This is a genomic window from Natronoflexus pectinivorans (assembly GCF_004345615.1).
GTDB lineage: Bacteria > Bacteroidota > Bacteroidia > Bacteroidales > Marinilabiliaceae > Natronoflexus > Natronoflexus pectinivorans.
The window spans coordinates 502638-520278 of record NZ_SLWK01000001.1 but is presented as its reverse complement, the minus strand read 5'-3'; the positions used below and the strand labels follow the sequence as shown (position 1 = coordinate 520278).

At 41.1% G+C, this 17641-nt stretch carries 11 protein-coding genes; 3 read left to right on the top strand and 8 right to left on the bottom strand.

The genetic code is table 11. The annotated features are described in order from the left end of the window. Window positions 1–91: 91 nt before the first annotated feature. Window positions 92–3826 (bottom strand): methionine synthase, encoded by a 3735-nt coding sequence (metH, locus tag EV194_RS01845; RefSeq protein ID WP_132431496.1) that lies wholly within the window; start codon window positions 3824–3826, stop codon window positions 92–94. A gap of 185 nt (window positions 3827–4011) precedes the next feature. After that, window positions 4012–4896: an AraC family transcriptional regulator gene (locus EV194_RS01840; protein ID WP_132431494.1), complete on the bottom strand. Its 885-nt coding sequence runs from the start codon at window positions 4894–4896 to the stop codon at window positions 4012–4014. Window positions 4897–5045: 149 nt separating this feature from the next. Between EV194_RS01840 and EV194_RS01835 the strand changes: the two genes are divergently transcribed. From EV194_RS01835 to EV194_RS01825, 3 genes are all read left to right on the top strand, one after another. Next, on the top strand, window positions 5046–5861 hold the full coding sequence (locus tag EV194_RS01835) for an SDR family oxidoreductase (protein WP_132431492.1): 816 nt from the start codon (window positions 5046–5048) through the stop codon (window positions 5859–5861). A gap of 38 nt (window positions 5862–5899) precedes the next feature. Then, the gene (gene uxuA / locus EV194_RS01830) at window positions 5900–7102 is read left to right on the top strand and encodes a mannonate dehydratase (protein WP_132431490.1); all 1203 of its coding nucleotides are present in this window, start codon (window positions 5900–5902) and stop codon (window positions 7100–7102) included. 123 nt (window positions 7103–7225) lie between these two features. Then, window positions 7226–10342: an ATP-binding cassette domain-containing protein gene (locus tag EV194_RS01825; protein ID WP_132431488.1), complete on the top strand. Its 3117-nt coding sequence runs from the start codon at window positions 7226–7228 to the stop codon at window positions 10340–10342. 10 nt (window positions 10343–10352) lie between these two features. On the opposite strand, the gene EV194_RS01820 is transcribed toward EV194_RS01825, so the two are convergent. The 6 genes from EV194_RS01820 to mreC all read right to left on the bottom strand — a co-directional run bounded on the left by EV194_RS01820 (window position 10353) and on the right by mreC (window position 17563). Continuing rightward, a complete protein-coding gene (locus tag EV194_RS01820; RefSeq protein WP_132431486.1) occupies window positions 10353–11234 on the bottom strand; it encodes a lysylphosphatidylglycerol synthase transmembrane domain-containing protein in 882 nt (293 codons plus the stop codon). Window positions 11235–11359: 125 nt separating this feature from the next. Further along, on the bottom strand, window positions 11360–12661 hold the full coding sequence (locus EV194_RS01815) for a KamA family radical SAM protein (RefSeq protein WP_132431484.1): 1302 nt from the start codon (window positions 12659–12661) through the stop codon (window positions 11360–11362). A gap of 301 nt (window positions 12662–12962) precedes the next feature. Then, window positions 12963–14399: a rod shape-determining protein RodA gene (gene rodA, locus EV194_RS01810; RefSeq protein ID WP_243699302.1), complete on the bottom strand. Its 1437-nt coding sequence runs from the start codon at window positions 14397–14399 to the stop codon at window positions 12963–12965. Next, window positions 14368–16212, bottom strand: coding sequence for a penicillin-binding protein 2 (gene mrdA, locus EV194_RS01805; protein WP_132431480.1), 1845 nt, complete (start codon window positions 16210–16212; stop codon window positions 14368–14370). Before mrdA ends, rodA begins: the two co-directional genes overlap by 32 nt. A gap of 12 nt (window positions 16213–16224) precedes the next feature. Further along, on the bottom strand, window positions 16225–16743 hold the full coding sequence (mreD, locus tag EV194_RS01800; RefSeq protein WP_132431478.1) for a rod shape-determining protein MreD: 519 nt from the start codon (window positions 16741–16743) through the stop codon (window positions 16225–16227). After that, window positions 16736–17563 (bottom strand): rod shape-determining protein MreC, encoded by an 828-nt coding sequence (mreC, locus tag EV194_RS01795; protein ID WP_132431476.1) that lies wholly within the window; start codon window positions 17561–17563, stop codon window positions 16736–16738. The genes mreD and mreC overlap by 8 nt, the downstream gene beginning before the upstream one ends. Window positions 17564–17641 lie beyond the last annotated feature (78 nt).

Here is a 17641-nt window from a genome sequence, read left to right as displayed (position 1 = left end):
ATTCAGGTAATTAGATATCATCACTTATAATATACAAATTTTCTGTGAATTCACAGAAATCACCTATGGAATTGACATCATGATGTCAATATCAATACGCCAAATTCACAGGGAACCATTTCTCTGTGTCGCGCAGTGACCAGCCTTTACGTTTTGCCAAATCTTCCACCTGGTCGCGCTGAACTTTCCCTATACCAAAATAAACAGCTTCGGGGTGTGCCAGGTAAATTCCGCTAACCGATGCATTTGGGTACATGCTGAAATGCTCTGTGAGAGAAATTCCTGCATTTTTTTCAGCCTCTATCAAATCGAAAAGCGTACGCTTTTCGCTGTGGTCGGGACAGGCCGGATAACCCAAAGCAGGTCTGATTCCTCTGTATCTTTCCCGAATCAGGTTGGCGTGATTAAACTCCTCTTCGGGAGCATATCCCCAAAACTCTTTTCGCACCCTGTAGTGCATCAGTTCTGCAAAAGCTTCTGCCAGACGGTCGGCCAGTGCTTTTAGTAAAATGGCATTGAAATCGTCGTTGGCAGCTTCGTATTTTTCAATCCAGGGCTCAATACCTTCCCCTGCCGAAACAGCAAAAGCACCTACGTAATCTTGTTTTCCGGTCTCACCGGGAGCCACAAAATCAGACAAACAATAGTAATGCTTCTTCCCGGTTTTTTCCTGTTGCTCCCGTAAATGGTGAAAGGTACAAATTTTTTTGTCGGATTGCGTCGGGTCATACACCGCTATATCGTCGCCATTGGAATTGGCCGGAAAGAGGCCAATTACAGCACGGGGTTTCACCATTTTTTGCTCCTTAATCAACTGAAGCATTGCGTTGGCGTCGTCCCATAATTTGAGCGCTTCCCGGGCTTTATCTTTGGCACTTTCGGAACTGAATTTTTCCAGCCATTCGTCAGGGCTAATGGTTTTGTTTACCTGTTCAATGTCATCATAACTGCCGGTAAGTCTCCATGCGTGGAAAAAGAAAGTCCAGTCAATGAATGGAATAATCTCATCCAGTGGATAATCATCAAAAACAGTGATGCCTAATTTCTTTGGCGTAACAATTTCAGTTTTATCCCAGTCAATATGATACTTGTTTTTGCGTGCTACTTCAATGGGGAGATATTTTTTCTCCTTCTTATTGCTGTTCGCCACTCTCAAAGCTTCATACTCTTCCCTTATCTTAAGAGCATATGAATCGCGCTCCTTTTGGGACATCAGAGCACCAACCACCTGTGCGCTTTGCGAAGCGTCCTTAACGTAAATAACCGGGCCTGAATAGGCCGGTTCTATTTTTACGGCAGTATGTACCTTTGATGTGGTGGCTCCTCCAATCAAGAGAGGCATTTTCATGCCACGTCGTTCCATCTCTTTGGCAACATTTACCATCTCCTCCAGCGAAGGGGTTATTAAACCACTGAGGCCAACAATGTCAACCTCCTGATTTACCGCCTCCTGCAAAATGCGGTCGGTTGGCACCATTACGCCTAAATCAATTACATCGTAATTGTTACAAGCGAGGATTACACCCACGATGTTTTTGCCGATGTCGTGCACATCACCTTTAACTGTTGCCATAAGAATACGGCCGGCTTTTGAAGAAGCATTGCCTGCTGCCTTTTTCTCTTCTTCTATGAACGGTTGCAGCCATGCAACCGCTTTTTTCATAACCCTTGCTGTTTTTACCACTTGAGGTAAAAACATCTTACCCGAACCAAAAAGTTCGCCAACAATATTCATCCCGTCCATCAAGGGGCCTTCAATGATGTCGATGGCAAACGGGTATTTTTCGCGGGCTTCGGGTAAATCTTCTTCAAGGTAGTTGTCAATTCCTTTTATGAGTGAGTGATGTAGCCGCTCCTCTAATGAGCCGCTGCGCCATGCGTCTTTAGACGCGGCGACTTTTTCTCCACCAGTATCTTTATAACTCTCTGCTTTCTCAATGAGTCTTTCGGTGGCGTCTTCCCTGCGGTTCAGCACCACATCTTCAACCAGAATCAATAAATCAGGCTCAATTTCATCGTATATTTGCAACATCCCGGGGTTTACAATCCCCATATCCATCCCTGCCTTAATGGCATGATACAGAAAAACAGAATGGATGGCTTCGCGCACAATGTTGTTGCCACGGAACGAGAATGAGAGGTTACTGACTCCGCCGCTAATCCGCGCATGTGGCAGGTTTTCCTTAATCCAGCGCGTGGCATTGATGAAATCCACCCCGTAATTATTGTGCTCTTCAATTCCTGTGGCAATGGCCAACACATTGGGGTCGAAAATGATATCCTGTGGGGGCAGTCCCGCTTTTTCGGTCAGTAACCGGTAGGCTCGTTCACAAATTTCAATTCGTCGTTCAAAGGTATCGGCTTGACCCTTCTCGTCAAAAGCCATAACCACCACAGCAGCACCGTACTCTTTAATTTTTGAGGCTTGTTCCAGAAATGGTTCTTCACCCTCTTTAAGGCTGATGGAGTTAACCACGCATTTACCCTGCATGCATTTTAGTCCAGCTTCCAGCACTTCCCAGCGGGAGCTGTCAATCATAAACGGCAATCTGGCAATTTCCGGTTCAGATGCCATCAAGTTCAGAAATGTGACCATCTCCTTTTTGGCATCCAGCATGGCATCGTCCATGTTCACATCAATGATTTGGGCACCACCATCCACCTGGTCCCTGGCAATGGACAGCGCCTCATCGTACTGCTCATCGCGAATAAGTCGTGCAAATTTGCGAGAGCCGGCAACATTGGTGCGCTCTCCAATATTTACGAAGTTTGATTCGGGGTTGATGACCAAAGGCTCCAGCCCGCTCAACATGGTGGTGGGATCCAATTTTTTTGGAACATGAGGTTTGGCATCCTCAACCAGTTTCGCAAAAGCAGCAATGTGTTCGGGTGTTGTACCACAACACCCGCCTACGATGTTCACCAGTCCGTTATTCAGGTAATCCCATATTTGCGGCGACATCTCTTCAGGTGTTTCGTCATATTCCCCAAACTGATTCGGAAGTCCTGCATTTGGATATGCACTGATATAATATGAAGTTTTGCGTCCCAGTTCCTCCACATAAGTTCTTAAGTCCCTTGCTCCAAAAGAGCAGTTCAGGCCAATGGAAAACAGTGGGAAATGTGATACTGAAATGATAAACGCCTCCAGAGTTTGTCCCGAAAGGGTACGGCCACTGGCATCGGCAACCGTTACCGACACCATGATTGGCATATCTTCCAGTTTACGGCTCTTTAAAACCTTTTGTATGCCGTAAAGAGCAGCTTTTGCATTGAGGGTATCAAAAATAGTTTCAAGCAGCAACAAATCGCAACCGCCATCAATTAATCCGTTCACTTGTTCGGCATAAACCTCCACCAAATCATCAAACGTAACTGCTCTGTACCCCGGATTGTTAACATCGGGCGAAAGAGAAGCCGTTTTGTTGGTTGGGCCTAAAGCTCCTGCAACAAATCGGGGTTTTTCAGGTGTCGAGAACTTTCTTGCTGCTTCGGATGCCAATCTTGCAGACTCCTTATTTAACTCATAAGAAAGAGCCTCCATTTCATAATCGGCCTGAGAAATGCTGTTGGCATTAAACGTGTTGGTCTCAATGATGTCAGAACCTGCATCTAAATATTTTTCGTGAATGGCTGATATAACATCAGGCCTGGTTAAAGACAACAAGTCGTTATTCCCCTGTACCGAACATGGGTGGTCTTTAAATCTGTCGCCTCTGAAATCTTCTTCCGTTAATTTGTATTGTTGGATAAGGCTACCCATTGCGCCATCCAGCAATAATATGCGCTCGCTTACTGCTTTCTCCAGTAACTCTCTTTTTGTCATAATGCCTAAACAGTTGTCAGATGTCAGGTTTGTTTAAACAAACCTGTTAAAATTCAATTAGAAAATGTGCAACAAAACCATAGTTGTTCGAATAAAATTGCACAATATTTTATTCAATTATCTGTCTATGGCAAAGATAAGCATAAATTATAGTAAATACCTTAAAGGTATTTACGCAAGATGGGTCATTTCAAAAACTGCCTGAGGTAATCGCGAGGTGTCATCCGCATTCGCTCCTTGAAAAAGCGATTAAAATTCGATAGATTGTTGAATCCGGTTTCAAAGCAAATCCTTGATATAGAATAATCTGTGTTCTGTAACAACTTACATGCATAATCTATTCGCATATCATTGATGTACTGAACAAGAGTCTTTCCGGTTTTACCTTTAAAATACCGAGTGAAAGAGGCGGGATTCATCCCCGACATGCCTGCAATCTGTTCAAGAGTAATTTTTTCTGTATAGTTGAGATTAATGAAGTTAATGATTTTCTTTAGACGGTCGTCGTTCACATCTGAAGGAATAACTTCGCTGCTTCCGGTTCCCAGTTGCCGGCACTTTTTAGTGCCAGCCATTTCATGCAATATTTGCAGCAGCAACATAAACCTGTTGAAACCCTTTTCTTCGTACAAATTTTTAAGTTTTGACTCTATGTCTACAGCAAACCGCTTATCAAAATGAACCCCCGACTTTGATTTTTCCAATAGCTTTTTAATCAACCCAAATTCGGGATAGTTGGCAAATGCCTGCTCCATAAAATCAGACCTGAACTGCACAACAATAGCATTAACGTGCTGGTTAGTATTTCCCTCTGACAAATGCTCATCGTTTTTCCAGTAGTGAGGTGTCTGACTTCCAACCAAAACCAAATCACCTTCTTCAAAAGGCTCCATATTGTCTGCAACAAAACGCGTTCCCTTGCTTCGCATAATGTAAACAATTTCATATTCGCTATGAAAATGCCATGGGAAAGTAAAATGCGGAAAATCGTTCCACTTTACTCTGATGGGACTACCACCGGGAATCACTACCCGTTCGTGCATGATGTCGGTTAATCTGCTTCTTTCCATCGGAATACTTTAGAAATGCAAATATAGTATTATTTAATGCATAAATACTATTTGACGCTATGGTTATTCGTGAATACTTTTGTGACCTCAAATCATCGCTCAAACCTTTAAATATGAGCGTTTTTGTTAATTAATATTAATACAGATTCATGCAACAATCATTATTTGACATAAGTGGAAAGATAGCCATCGTGACAGGTGGTGGAGGAGTTTTGGGAAGCAGTATTTCGGAAAACCTTCTAAAAAACGGAGCAAAAGTAATCATCCTGGATATTCGTCAGGAGGCATTGGACGCAAGGCTTGAAAACCTTCAAACATTGGGCGAGGTGACCGGACTTACATGCAATGTATTAGATATGGAAAGTCTTCGGAATGTTCGTCAACAAATATTAGATAAATACGGAAGAATTGATATCCTGGTAAATGCTGCCGGAGGAAACACGCCGGGTGGAACATTAACAGAAGAGCAGACAATATTCGATTTGAAAATGGAGGATTTTCATAAAGTTACAGACCTCAATTTGACCGGAACCATTTATCCTTCCATTGTATTTGGCGAAGCAATGGCTGAACAGGGAGAAGGAAGTATTGTTAATGTTTCATCCATGGCAACATATTCAGCCATAACCCGCGTGCCGGGTTATTCGGTGGCAAAAACCGGGGTAAATATATTCACCCAATGGCTGGCCATGGAAATGGCCACCAAATTCAGTGAAAAAATCAGAGTAAATGCCATTGCTCCGGGCTTTTTTATTGGCGACCAAAATCGCGCCGTCCTCATCAACCCCGATGGCTCATACACCGAAAGAAGTAAAAAAGTAATTGCAAGAACACCAATGAAACGTTTTGGAGATATTACCGAGCTGAATGGTATTGTTCAATTTCTGTGCAGCAATGCAGCTAGCTTTATTACCGGAACCATTATCCCGGTAGATGGAGGATTTAGTTCTTTCAGCGGAGTATAATCAATTACCGACGTACTAATTAAATAATACAGAGAATAATGGCTTTTGAAAAGACCTGGAGATGGTTTGGTGAGAAAGACACTGTCTCACTGGCAGAGTTGAAACAAATTGGAATAGAGGGCATTGTTACTGCGCTTCATCACATTCCAAACGGAGAAGTATGGCCGGTAGAAGAAATCATGCGTGTAAAAAACATGATTGAATCTTACGGCATGAGATGGAGTGTCGTTGAAAGCTTACCGGTTTCGGAGGGAATCAAAATTAAATCATCCGACCGTCCCAGACTCATCAAAAACTACCAGGAGTCGCTCCGCAATCTTGGAAAATGTGGTATAGATACCGTTTGCTATAACTTTATGCCGGTTCTGGACTGGGTCAGAACCGACTTGCATTTCAAACTCCCTTCGGGCGGAGAAGTGATGTATTTCGATTTCCCCACTTTTGTAGCTTTCGATGCCTTTATTCTGAAACGTCCAGGTGCCGAAAATGATTATCCTAAAGAAATTGTTGAAAAAGCCAGGATAAAACACCAAAGGATGAGTACTGAAGAGGCAGAATCTCTGGCTCATAACATCATAGTGGTTACCCAGGGATTTATTGACGGTGCGGTGGACGGCTCTACACCGGATTACAAAAAGGCTTTTCTGAGTTTTATCGATACCTATAAAAATATTGACCACGGCATATTGCGTCAACATTTGGCAGATTTCCTGAATGATGTTGTTCCTGTGGCCGAAGAAGCCGGGGTTCGGATGGCGATTCATCCGGATGACCCACCATTTTCTGTTCTCGGCCTTCCAAGAATTGCAAGCACAAAGGACGATTTTGAATGGATTATCAGTCAGCATGACTCCATCTCCAATGGCATCACTTTTTGCACCGGGTCTCTATCTGTTAAAAGTAGTCATTTGCTGGTGGATATGATAAAGTCAGTAGGTCATCGCATTCATTTCCTTCACCTTCGGAACAATGTGCTGTTGCCTGACGGTTGTTTCCATGAATATGGACATATTCATGGATGTGTGGATATGTATGAAGTGGTAAAAGCTCTTCTCATTGAACAAAAAAGAAGAATGAATGAAGGGAGAAAAGATTTCAGACTTCCGGTTCGACCCGATCATGGAATAAAAATGCTGGATGATTACAATCGTTCTGCCAACCCGGGTTATCCCTTGATTGGCAGAATGAAAGGACTTGCAGAATTAACAGGATTGGAGATGGGGATAGAACGGATGTTGTAATACTCATGGGGGATTTTTTCGCATGGCACAGGTTTTTTTCTTATCTTCAACCTGTAAAATAAACCTGAGATTTAACAACGGCAGAAGCTTCCCCTCTCTGCGATAAACACCACTTAATCTGCCATGAGTGAGACCCTTCTTGAAGCCCTTATGCAACTTTTTGCTTTGCTCACCGACGTTAAGAAGGAGAGCAAAACCGGGCGTGCACACTCATTGGTCAGCGATTTTCTATCAAAACATTTCTCCAAAGAGTATGTCGATCAATATCTTGGGCGGTTTGAAGTTTACCTCAACAGATATCACTCACAAGCTGATAGCGAAGATCAAACCTTAAAGGACAAACAATCTAGTGATAACAAATCCAGAATACTGAACATTGCCTCCAAAATCAACTCAGAACTGGAGCAGGAGCCAAAAGTATTGCTGTTTGTGCAGTTATTGGATTTTCTAAAAAAAGATGACGAGATAGGGGAAGAGGAGTTTCGCTTTGTTGACCTTCTTGCAGGGAAATTTCGCATTGCACAGTCGGATTACAATAACATGAAGCGATTCATCATTGACAATCCATTGGATGTAGCCGATAAAAATCTTCTGCTTTTAATCAGTGGCAACAATGAAAAACCCCATCCTGATGTAAAACTATTGTTTAACCCTAAGCAACAGGTCATTGTTTGGGTTTTGCACATCACAAGCACAAATACCTACATTTTTAGATACGACGGAGAGCGCAACCTTTACCTTAACGGCCATAAAGTGGAGCGCAACCGCCCCTATCCTTTGGCAGTAGGTTCAGTGATTAAAACCTCCCGCATGCCACCTGTGTATTACAGCAGGGTTGCCGAGCAATTCATTCACCAAAAAGAGACGGGACGCATAATTTTCCGGGCAATGGATGTCTCTTATAAATTCAGTAATAACCAAATCGGGATTCATCCATTTAGTTTTACAGGCCGTTCAGGGCAGCTGGTAGGAATCATGGGTGGCAGTGGAACTGGAAAATCCACCCTGTTGAATGTTTTAAACGGAAACTACAAATTAAGTTCCGGAAAAATATTCATCAATGGTTATGATCTGCATGCAGAAAAGGAAAACCTGCAGGGAGTTATCGGTTATGTGCCACAAGATGATTTGCTAAAGGAGGAACTTACAGTTTTTGAGAATCTTTGGTTCAATGCCCGACTTTGTTTTAACAACCTCAACAAAGAAGAGATAAAACAACTGGTTGAGAATGCTCTTAAGGATTTTGATCTGGTAGAAGCCCGTAACATGGTGGTGGGGACTCCCCTCAATAAAATTCTCAGCGGCGGTCAACGAAAACGACTCAATATTGCTCTTGAGTTGATAAGGGAACCTTCCATCCTATTTGTTGATGAGCCCACTTCGGGATTATCTTCAATGGACTCCGAAAAAGTCATGTTGCTTTTAAAACGTCAGGTTTTAAAAGGAAAACTTGTAATTATCAACATACATCAGCCATCTTCTGACCTTTATAAATTATTGGATAAACTCTTGATGATTGATAAAGGTGGCCGAATCATATTCAACGGCAATCCGATGGATGCCATTGCCTATTTTAAAAAAGAGGCCAACTACGTCAATCCCGAAGAAAGGGAGTGCTATGTTTGCGGAAATGTAAAAACAGAACAACCACTTCGTATCGTTGAAGCCCGGATTGTGAACCCATATGGAAATCTCATCCGGCAACGTAAAGTTAAACCGGAGGACTGGTATCAACTTTATATTGAAAACTTTGAAGAGAAGTACGAATGGAAACACAAGCGCAACATAACCCGAAAGGAACCGCTTCCCAAAAATTGGTTCAGCATTCCCGGTCGCAAAAAGCAATTTCAGATTTTCGCGTTAAGAGATGCGCTCTCCAAGTTAAAAGATAAACAATACCTCGCTATAAATATCCTGGAGGCACCTATTCTTGCCATTATTCTTGGTTTTTTTACGAAATTTCTGGTAGGGTCAGCCGAGAATCCTGATCTTTACATTTTCTCCGAAAATGTAAACCTGCCTGCTTATCTCTTTATGTGCGTTGTGGTGTCCATGTTCATAGGATTAAACGTAAGCGCCGAAGAGATTATAAAGGACAGAAAACTACTTAAGCGTGAATCGTTTCTTAATCTCAGTCGGTTCAGTTTTCTGAATAGTAAAATACTGGTTTTGTTCACCATCTCAGCCATTCAGACTTTGAGTTTTGTACTGATTGGTAATTACATACTGGAAGTTAAGGGGCTTACAATAAGCTATTGGATATTTCTCTTTAGCACAGCATGTTTTGCAAACATGCTGGGACTTAATATCAGCAGTGGTCTAAATTCCGTTGTTGCCATTTATGTTCTAATTCCTCTCATTTTAATTCCTCATCTGTTGTTTAGTGGAGTTATTGTGAGTTACGATAAACTGCATAATTCCATCTCCTCCAAGGAATTTGTGCCACGAATAGGGGATTTAATGGTAACGCGTTGGTCATATGAAGCATTGGCTGTAAATCAGTTTAAAAATAACCGATACCAGAAGAACTTTTTCTTTGAAGAGATGATCATGAGTCAGAACTCATATTATGCCAACACCTTAATTCCAGAGCTAATAAAAATCAACGATGCAGCAAATTGGGCAAAAGGAAGAAATGACCTTGAATCTTTTAATAATCAGAAAAGAGTTCTTCAAGCTGGATTGATGCAATTGCAGCAAAAGTATCCCAACCTGGTAACTTTTAATTTTGAAATTCAGAACTTACCTGAATATACAAGTGAGATCCACCAAGCCATCAGTAGCGTTCTTGAGTTGACCCGACAAACATTCAATCGGGAATACCAGCATTTTTCTGCTTTGAAAGATCAGAAAATGCAATCTCTCATAACAGAAAAGGGGTCGGTTGATGCTGTTGTGGAATTCAGACAACAATTCCATAACGAAGCATTAGCCGATTGGGTAATGGAACGTAAAGAGCCAAAACAATTTGAATTTACAGGTGAACAGTTTATTCAAAAGCGTCATCCGGTTTTTAAAGAACCTTCCGGCAAATGGGGACGTGCTCACTTTTATGCTCCTGAAAAAAGGATTGGTCCTTTTTTCATTGCCACACCATTTTTCAATACCTTTATTATCTGGATAGGAATAGTAATTCTTTATGTTACCCTCTATCTTGATATTCTGCGTCGTATAATCCATTACTTTGAGACATTCAGATTAAGACAGCTGAACAAGCGTCTGCAGAAGTTGGGTACTTGATAATGGTATGCTATTCCGGGCTTACCACACCATGATTTAACATGGCTGAAGGCTTAATGGTAAAGATTGCACCCGGCAACGCTGTGAGAGCAGATGAAGCATAGAAAAGCAGGCTAAGTGCAATAGCTGAGCTGACATCAATCCCAAGATATTGAGCTCCCCACATAAAAACAAATTCCCGGGCACCAATACCTCCTAAAGTAATGGGTAAACTGCCTGCGATAGCCGAAACAAAAAACAGAAAGAGGTATGCCAAAATATACCCATCCAATGGAGCATCTATTGATAAAAGAATAAAATAAGCACAAATCATTTGAAGCCCTTGAACAAGCATGGCCCAAAGCATTACGGGGAAAAAAGCCAGACGCAATGATCTGTTAAACAAGTGCAAGAAGAAGAAATAGGCCATGGCAACAAACGGAATGGCTATCCATACCCATCTTTTAAATGGCAAAGCATAATCAAAAAACGGTACCAAAAAGCAGAGCATGATCACAATTATGGTTAACCCGCTTATGCGATCGGATAAAACGGCACCAAATATTCTTTTAACCTCAGTTTTGTACCATTTTCTTATAAACCAGATTTTATATCCATCACCCCCAACTCCTCCGGGCAGAAAAAGATTATAGAACAAACCTAACCAATATAGTTTGATGTTAACAACTGTGGAAACAGGTATGGGTACAAACTCAAATAATTTTTTCAGCCGGAACGAAGCTGCAACTTGAGAAGCCGTATAAAATAATAGACCGACAATAAGAAAAATAGGGTTTGCAGAAATCATCATTCCCCAGATCTCCATTAAATCGATGCTGGTGATAACATAGTACAATGCAGCTGCACTAATGGCAATTTTCAATAATAGTTTAAGTGATTTAGAAAACTTCATTTATTTAGATTGAAAAGCAAAAATAGTCAAATCAAACTATTTAGAAAGACCTTAATTGCGGAAAACAAAAAAGCACAACACCTTTTATGGTGTTGTGCTTATTTCTTCATGCTCAGGAGTCTCTATTAATCGAGTAACATGGCAGCCAATTCCTCTTCAAAAAAGAACTCCTTTTTACCAAATGCAGGCTCCAGATCATCCATCCAAAGTGCTTTGGGATTATATTTTGCAAAAAATGGCCTGTTAACCCATTCTCTGTTTCTTCCTTGAATAAATTCCAGAACAAAAACCTTCTCACCCTGTATCTCAGTAACCCCGGTAATTTTAACTTTCCCCGGTGTGCATGACATACTCGGCCCTCTAACAGTTCGGGCAATACCGCTGACCTTATTATAGGCATTTCTGAAAATATCCCAGGCACGCGTCAGGGAAACACCAAAATATTCTTGTGCCCCAGTGTCGCGAGCTACAAACATATAATAAGGAATCATTCCAAGCTTTACCTGTTTTGTCCACATGTCCGACCATACCTTAGAGCTGGCATTGATGTGATTCAACAAAGGAGACTGGGTTCTTATTTGTGCGCCGGTGGCTCTAATTCTCCGCACTGCTTCCTGGACTGCTTCCGTTTCAAGCTCCCGAACATGATTAAAGTGTGCCATAAAAGCCAATGTTATTCCAGCTTTGGTTACTTTCTCAAATATTTTGAGTACATCTTCAGCATCAGGATCAGAAATATATCTGTATGGCCAAAATGCCAAAGACTTGGTTCCAATCCGTATGGTTTGTAAATGGGGTATTTTCGCTTCAAGAACCCTTGATATGTATGTATCAAGGATGTTGGCATTCATAACCATCGGGTCGCCTCCGGTTATAAGAAGATCAGTTATTTCAGGATGGGCTTTAATATAATCTATCACATCGTCAACCTCTTTCATTGCGAACTTAAGGTTGTCCATACCGGTAAACTGGGGCCAACGAAAGCAGAAAGTACAATATGCGTGGCATGTTTGTCCCTGAGTTGGGAAGAACAACATGGTTTCGTCATATTTATGCTGGGCACCAGTAAGTTTTTGTCCATTAATTTCAGGAACATTGTGCGATTGTCCGGCCGGGTGGGGGTTTAATTGGTGTCGAATTTTATTGGCCGCTTCTTTAATCGTTGGCGCATCGGCATTTGAATCAATAAGCCGAGCCATTGTTTCAAAGTGATTGGGTTGAAGCATTCCTCTTTGAGGAAAGTTTAGAATAAAGATGGGATCATTCTGGTAATTATCCCAGTCAATTAATTCATCAACAACATAATTATTGGTTTTAAAAGGTAATACACTTGCCACCACATCTATATCCCGTAGATGCTCCTTCCTTACACTCTTGAATTGCGTAATTTGCCTGTAATTACGCGATGTATAAATTTGATACTTCATAGGCATTAATGTTTTTTATATATATAAATATTTATATGTGATTAAAATCAACTATTCTGTGGATGATACTATCAGATCGAAAGACTGAGAAACCCGGGATATGAAGGCGTTCCGGTTTAGAAAGAAGCAAAATTTTGAACGCAAAATCCCAACATCCTTTCAAATATAAGCAAAAAAAAGAGATCTGACAAGAACCTGAATCATGAAGCCATGATCTATTTGGCTCCAACCCTCATGATGATTTATAAACAAAGAGGGTTTCAGCGAATCTGAAAAGAACTTAAAAACACTAAATAACTATCTATCGAAGTAATTGTGTTCTATTGGTATCCAATTTAAGGAATATGAAAAGCAAAATGGTAAAACCCCATAAAGAGGAGCCTCCATAGGAGAAAAATGGCAAGGGAATCCCAATAACGGGAGCTAAGCCAATGGTCATTCCAATATTAACTGCAACATGGAAAAAGAAAATGGATGCTACCCCATATCCATAAATGCGACTGAAATCAGAATGCTGTCGCTCCGCTAGAAAAATCAATCTTAACAATAAAATAACAAAAAGAAGCACCACAAAGGAGGTTCCTAAGAAACCCCACTCTTCTCCAACTGTACAGAAAATAAAGTCGGTACTTTGTTCAGGAACAAAATTAAACTTGGTTTGGGTTCCCTGAAGAAACCCTTTTCCCATTAGACCGCCAGAACCAATGGCAATTTTAGATTGGTTAACATTATAGCCAACACCTAATGGATCATCCTTGAGGCCAAGCATAACCAGAATTCGGTTTCTCTGATACTCACCCAGCATCTCTTCAAAAACATAATCGGTTGAATAAGTAAAAGCTACAGTTCCCCAGAAAAAAATCAACAGAACCCCTAACTTTGGCAATCGGCGTAACAAGGCTTTTATAGCCAAAAAAATCGATGATGCGGCCATGGCAATGAGTAAAGCAACATCATAATTTACACTCCCCTCGGCAGTTTTGAAAATGGCTGCACCAATCCCAAAAAACACCACGGATATGGCTGACATTATCAGAGCCTCTTTTCTAAACCTGTTGAAAAGAACCATCAAAATAAACGAGACAGACAAAATAAGGATGATGGAATGATTCGGAATAATCATGGTAAGGATGAAAACGGCAATGGCCACAAATCCAAAAACAAACACGTATGGCGACAATCCTTCTCTAAAAAATGCAATAAATAAAGCAAAGAGAACAATTCCAGAACCTGTGTCGTTTTGTATGATGATGATGAGAATTGGAAGAAATATCAGGGATCCCAGTCTCAGGATATCCGAAATGTTATTAAATGAAAATTGAAACCGACACATAACCCTGGCAACGGCCAATGCCGTTGCAACTTTAGCAAGCTCAACAGGCTGAAAACGCATCCCTCCTATTTGAAACCATGCTTTAGCAGCATTTATTTCAACTCCTATAAATATTACCAGAATCAATAAAAACGTGGTAATAGCATAAAAAACATATGAAAACTCCACGAAGAATTTACTGTCGGTGAGCATAATCACGCCAATGGTGACAAATGACACACCAATCCAGATAATCTGTTTGGTGTACTCCTTTGAATAATCAAAAAACACGAGAGTGTCAGGATCGGTATTCACGGCATAAATATTCACCCAGCCAAACCCCACCATAAACAGATAGAGTAAAACTGTAAACCAGTCTACACCTTTGATTGTTCTATTCTGTGCTCTCATTAATAAAACTAGCATTCATCATTCGTGTTTCAATCCATCCCCGTGAGGGGTGGATTGCTCTGTTTAAATATTTCTCCACCATCAAACTGGCAATGGGTGCAGCATAAGTCGATCCGTACCCTGCATTTTCAACATAAACTGCAATGGCTATTTTGGGATCGTCTTTTGGAGCAAATGCCACAAAAATACTGTGATTCTCTCCATGCGGATTTTGGGCTGTTCCCGTTTTTCCGGAAATCGAAATCCCTGGAATTCTTGCGATGCGTGCGGTAGCACCTACATCGCTCCAAACGGATTCTTCCATTCCATCAATCACAGGTTCAAAATGTACTGAGTCAATTCCTGTATAGTGCGGAACCCTGAACCGGGAAGGAATGGTGTCATTTTCAATTTCCTTTATAACATGAGGCGTGAAATAATGCCCTCTGTTAGCTATGGCGGCTGTCATATTTGCCATCTGAATAGGGGTGGTCAGGATTTCTCCCTGTCCTATACCCAACGACAACACTGTGAGCGAACCCCAGCGCCCGTTATAAATCCGGTCATAATATCCCCGTGTGGGAACGAATCCCCGATTCTCATTAAAGAAATCGCTTCCCAATCGGGTGCCTAAGCCAAAGTTCAAAAGATAATTGCGAAACTGTTCCAGCCCTTCTTGAGGTGAACCATGAACCGGATTATCAAGCACGTTTCGAAAAACATGACAATAAAAAGTATTACACGAAACGGCTATGGATGGAACTAAACTAATGGGAGAGGCATGTGGACGGCATCGCACATGAATACCTCGTGCTGTATATCCCTGATGACAGGGATAACGCGTGGTGCTTGTTAAAACGTTTTCCTGCAAACCAACCAGTGCCATCAATACTTTAAAAGTAGATCCCGGCGGATAGCCTGACATAATAGCGCGGTTGAGCAGCGGCGACAAAGTGTCTGATGATAATATGGGGAAATTTCTGGAGCGTTGACGCCCAACAAGAAGTGAGGGATCGTAGGAAGGACTGGAAACCAGAGCCAGAATTTCGCCTGTTGATGGCTCAATGGCAACAATGCTTCCGATTTTGTTTTGCATAATTTTTTCACCATAAGCCTGCAATTCAATATCCAGGGTTAAGGCAACATCGCTTCCTGCCACGGCAGCAGTATCCATTCTTCCTCCGCGTAAGGATCCCATTTCCCTACCATGCACATCAACCATAACATATCTTGCGCCCTTTTGCCCTCTTAAAAAAGTTTCATAGGTACGCTCAATCCCGCTAATCCCGGTGTAATCTCCTAATGAGTAATAAGGATCGCTTTGTAAAAGGGTTTCGCCAACTTCTGCAACATACCCCAAAACATGAGCAGCATTGGGATATTCATATTTACGTACCGTACGCCGCTGAACAAAGAAACCTTTAAACTTATAAAGCTTTTCCTGTAATATGGCATATTGTTCAGCAGGCAGCTGCTTATAAAACACAGATGGTCGGAAACTTGAAATGCGTCTTCTTTGAAGATTGAAACGAACTTCTTCAAACAAACGTTCAAGTTCTGAGCGCGTGATGTTAAGAGCATTGCAAAAGTCAACTGTGTCAAAAGGGACAACCTCTCTTGGAACAATCATCACATCATAAACAGGTTGGTTGGAAACCAACAGATTCCCGTTTCTGTCATATATTAATCCTCTGGTAGGGAATTCTGTGATTTTTCTCTGGGTGTTGCTTTCTGCTGAAAATTTATAGGATGGATCAACTATTTGTAGCACAAACAATCGGATGATAAAAATCAATCCGATCATTCCAAAGAATAGACCAATTATTATGGCTCTGTTGCTGTTTCCCACCCAAGTAACTTTTTACGATCTACTACTCTTCGTTGCTCCAAACATCTGCGCAACCATGATAAAAGCAATTGTAAACACAGAGCTCACAATAGCTTTCCATAACGTAAGGAGCGGTGTATCAAAGTTAAAAACTTCTACGTAAAAAAGAAAAATATGATGGGCAACTACTGTAACTGATACATATTTTAAAAACCATCCTACGCCAAAATGTGAGGGAATAGGTAAACTGCCCGGCTCATAGCCATCTCTTGGCGCAAAAAAACGTAAAAGAAAAGGTCGAATAAATGCCAGAAACACCGTAGCTGAGGCATGCATCCCTATGGTATTTAAGAACATATCCATTAACAAACCTGTTAAAAACCCAATTAGTAATAGCATCCAATCCGGAATTTCAACAGGTAATATGAGGATAAATAAGAGGTACAGCCAGGGATTAATATATCCTCCCAGATTGAGATTATTCAGGATTAAAACCTGAATAAAGACAATCACCAGAAAATTGATCAGATATTTCCCTAAATAATTAATCATCCAGAGTTAATTTTTCCAGTTCCAATCTTTCTTCAGAAGTGATTTTCTCAATCACTTCAACATGTGTTAATCGTCTGAAATCAACAGACAACTTTACACGTATCCTATAAAACCCTTCGCCGGGCAGCAATTCAAAATCATCAATTGTCCCTAACAATACACCTTCAGGAAAAATGGCTGAATATCCGCTTGTAACAACTGCTTCGCCAATACTGATAGAAGCATGTGCAGGAATATCACTCAGTATTGCATGAGCAACAGAGTTTCCATCCCAGGCAATTGATCCAAAGAAATCAGAATCCCGGAGTTTTGCCGATACTCTGACCTGTGTGTTTAAAAGGGACAATACTGTTGAATAATTTTTTGAAACATGCCTAACAACACCCACCACTCCCCGGGCTGAGATAACACCCATTTCGGGCTCTATACCATCTCTGGCTCCTCTATTTATGGTTATAAAATTCTGTAGTTTGTTAACCGAATTATGAACCACTCCAGCTGGATAATAGATATAATTTACACTATCCCGTTCATTTTCATTTAATGGTTGTGCAGCAGTTTCTCTTAAATTTTCGGGCAGCATTGCCCGAAGATATGCGTTCTCACGTGCAAGTTCCTCATTTGAGCGTTTAAGCGAAAAATACTCAGTAAAAGATCCTGACACGGTTAAAATTGAGGCAGCAATCTTATTTGACGAATTCAGGAATGTTTCTCTGTGGTGATGGTTATAGGATACCAACATATAAAAACAGACAACTTCAAACAGTAAAAAAAGAAAGAAAAAATGATACCGAATTATGAACCGTATAAAATTTATCATAACAAGGGAATTGTTTTACTTGTATTGAAGTGATGAACATCTCTTACCGAAAATCACAACATGCTGCTTTTAAGCAGA